5 protein-coding genes are annotated in these 2,373 nt (G+C 25.5%); all 5 read right to left on the bottom strand.

What is annotated here, in order from left to right; translation table 11 throughout:
* Nucleotides 1-99: 99 nt before the first annotated feature.
* Nucleotides 100-432, bottom strand: a complete 333-nt coding sequence (locus GWJ01_RS09745) for a zinc ABC transporter substrate-binding protein (protein ID WP_161711025.1) — start codon at nt 430-432, stop codon at nt 100-102.
* Nucleotides 433-492: 60 nt separating this feature from the next.
* Nucleotides 493-999 carry a contact-dependent growth inhibition system immunity protein gene (locus tag GWJ01_RS09740; RefSeq protein ID WP_109393466.1) on the bottom strand — a complete coding sequence of 169 codons (507 nt, stop codon included), beginning with the start codon at nt 997-999 and terminating at the stop codon, nt 493-495.
* Nucleotides 1,000-1,002: 3 nt separating this feature from the next.
* Nucleotides 1,003-1,278, bottom strand: a complete 276-nt coding sequence (locus GWJ01_RS18975) for a hypothetical protein (protein ID WP_326490321.1) — start codon at nt 1,276-1,278, stop codon at nt 1,003-1,005.
* A gap of 33 nt (nt 1,279-1,311) precedes the next feature.
* Nucleotides 1,312-1,515 carry a hypothetical protein gene (locus tag GWJ01_RS09730; RefSeq protein WP_109393465.1) on the bottom strand — a complete coding sequence of 68 codons (204 nt, stop codon included), beginning with the start codon at nt 1,513-1,515 and terminating at the stop codon, nt 1,312-1,314.
* A 558-nt stretch (nt 1,516-2,073) separates the two neighbouring features.
* Nucleotides 2,074-2,373 (bottom strand): zinc ABC transporter substrate-binding protein (locus GWJ01_RS09725; RefSeq protein ID WP_202611179.1); only part of this gene is annotated, 300 nt, incomplete at its 5' end.

Here is a 2,373-nt window from a genome sequence, read left to right as displayed (position 1 = left end):
AGTAATATTCTCATATTTATTGTCACTTAAAAAGTCGATTTTAAAGTTAGAATCTATCATCTTTTTCCATTTAATTTATGAATAACATTATAAAAAATTCTAGATAACAGGTCCATCCCATCGTAATCGGTTACGTAATTCATTAGGAACCAAATCAAATAACATTTTGATATGCTTTACATTGCCATCATACAATATACTTATTTTTGAACTACATTTCTCAGTATATGTTTTAGCTTGAAAATTTAAAAATGAAATATCACTTTCATCAAAATCTTGATTAAGTATTTTTTTAGGTAAATTATGAATTAACTGTAATTCATAATAACAAGATTTATCTTTTGCTTTTGCTATCATTCCTCTAGATTGAATATTTCTTAATTGAGGTAAAATCCAATATATCATATCTATATATATTTCATTTTTAGTCATTAACACTTAATTACTTAATAAAGAAGCAATATAAATTATTATGATTTTAATCCTAAAAAATTAAAATTTTCGACTAACACAACGTGTAAATGCTTCTTTTATTGAGGCACCTAAAACCTCATCACTACAATTGCTTTTTAACGTAATAATTGCGTTGTTAGGTATGCTTTTACCAATCCAATTATCCAATCGTAAGTGATCATAAGGAATAATAAATATGATACCATCAGTCACATTTACACTACATAAGTTCATATTTTTGAATAGTGTCGTTTTATTTTTATAATCATACTCTTTAATTATTTTCTTTATCCATTCAGAATATGATTTTTCATCATTACGCATTTCATGATATTCAGATGAATTAGCATCTAATATTTCGCTTTGGATTAATGCATTTCTTGTAAAAAAACCCAAATCAGCATCAAGTGGATCTTTGGATAAAACCTTATAACCTTTTTTAAAATCCATCAAATAAATACCACTTTTTGAAAGGGTTATTATAATATAATAATCATTGTTAAAATAGACATTTGCTCTTGAATTATTTTTTTTTGATATAGACACTATTTACTCCTCAACTATTGTAATATTAATCTTAATATTTTTTGAAGATGCATTTTTGATAGAGTCATTAATAGCATCCCATTGTTCTTTGGTTGTTCTTGCAGGAACACCTAGTTCTAGAGTTTTTGATTTAACATCACTTGGTAAAATCTCAGCTCTTCCCCTTCTTTCTCCTGAATATTTATCTATAGTTGAAATATATGTATTTAATGTATTTTCTATTGATTTTGGATTTTTAATCCTTGAGGCTGTTTGGGTATTTAATGTCTTTACACTAATATATTCACCTGTATTAGCATCATAATGAAAGGATCACCCCAAAAAACCACCACTGCAACGCCCCATACAACTTAGAAAATCATATAGTTGTTCTGTTACGTTAATACGATATAAACGTTCAAATTTTTTTATCTCATCATCAGAATACCCCTTTATTTTATGAATATTGATAGGAAGCTCTGGATAGACAGTATGTAAATAATTTATTAATTGATTATTATTCATAGATAAATTCATATAATAAAAAATCACCTTACCCATAATTAGGTATAAGGTGATTTTATTTAGTATCCATTTAAACTTTCCGACTAATACAACGCGTAAATGCCTCTTTTATTGAGACACCTAAAACCTCGTCACTACAATTGCTTTTTAATGTAATAATTGCACTATCAGGTATTCCCTAGCCGATCCAATGATCCATACGTAAATGGTTTAGAGGACTAATAGTAATTTAATTACCTACAATACTTAAACTGCATAGGCTCATATTCTAAAATAGAAGATGGATTAATATTAAACATTAGTTAAATCTAATTTGGTACTATTAAAAATAGTCATAAAATCATCTAAAGTAAATTTATGCTTTTCATCTTTACTTAAAAATCTGCTATCATTAAAAATTAAATTTCTATTTTATCGATTCCACTATCTTTATTTAATTGACAAAATATTTATTTTTTATGAAATTTCGATAGTAATATTCTCATATTTATTGTCACTTAAAAAGTCGATTTTAAAGTTAGAATCTATCATCTTTTTCCATTTAATTTATGAATAACATTATAAAAAATTCTAGATAACAGGTCCATCCCATCGTAATCGGTTACGTAATTCATTAGGAACCAAATCAAATAACATTTTGATATGCTTTACATTGCCATCATACAATATACTTATTTTTGAACTACATTTCTCAGTATATGTTTTAGCTTGAAAATTTAAAAATGAAATATCACTTTCATCAAAATCTTGATTAAGTATTTTTTTAGGTAAATTATGAATTAACTGTAATTCATAATAACAAGATTTATCTTTTGCTTTTGCTATCATTCCTCTAGATTGAATATTTCTTAATTGAGGTAAAATCCAATA

Source organism: Proteus sp. G2618, from assembly GCF_009915995.1.
In the GTDB taxonomy this organism is placed as follows: Bacteria; Pseudomonadota; Gammaproteobacteria; order Enterobacterales; family Enterobacteriaceae; genus Proteus; species Proteus terrae.
Note: the sequence above shows the minus strand (reverse complement) of the source record. Positions and strands in the feature narration are given on the sequence as shown.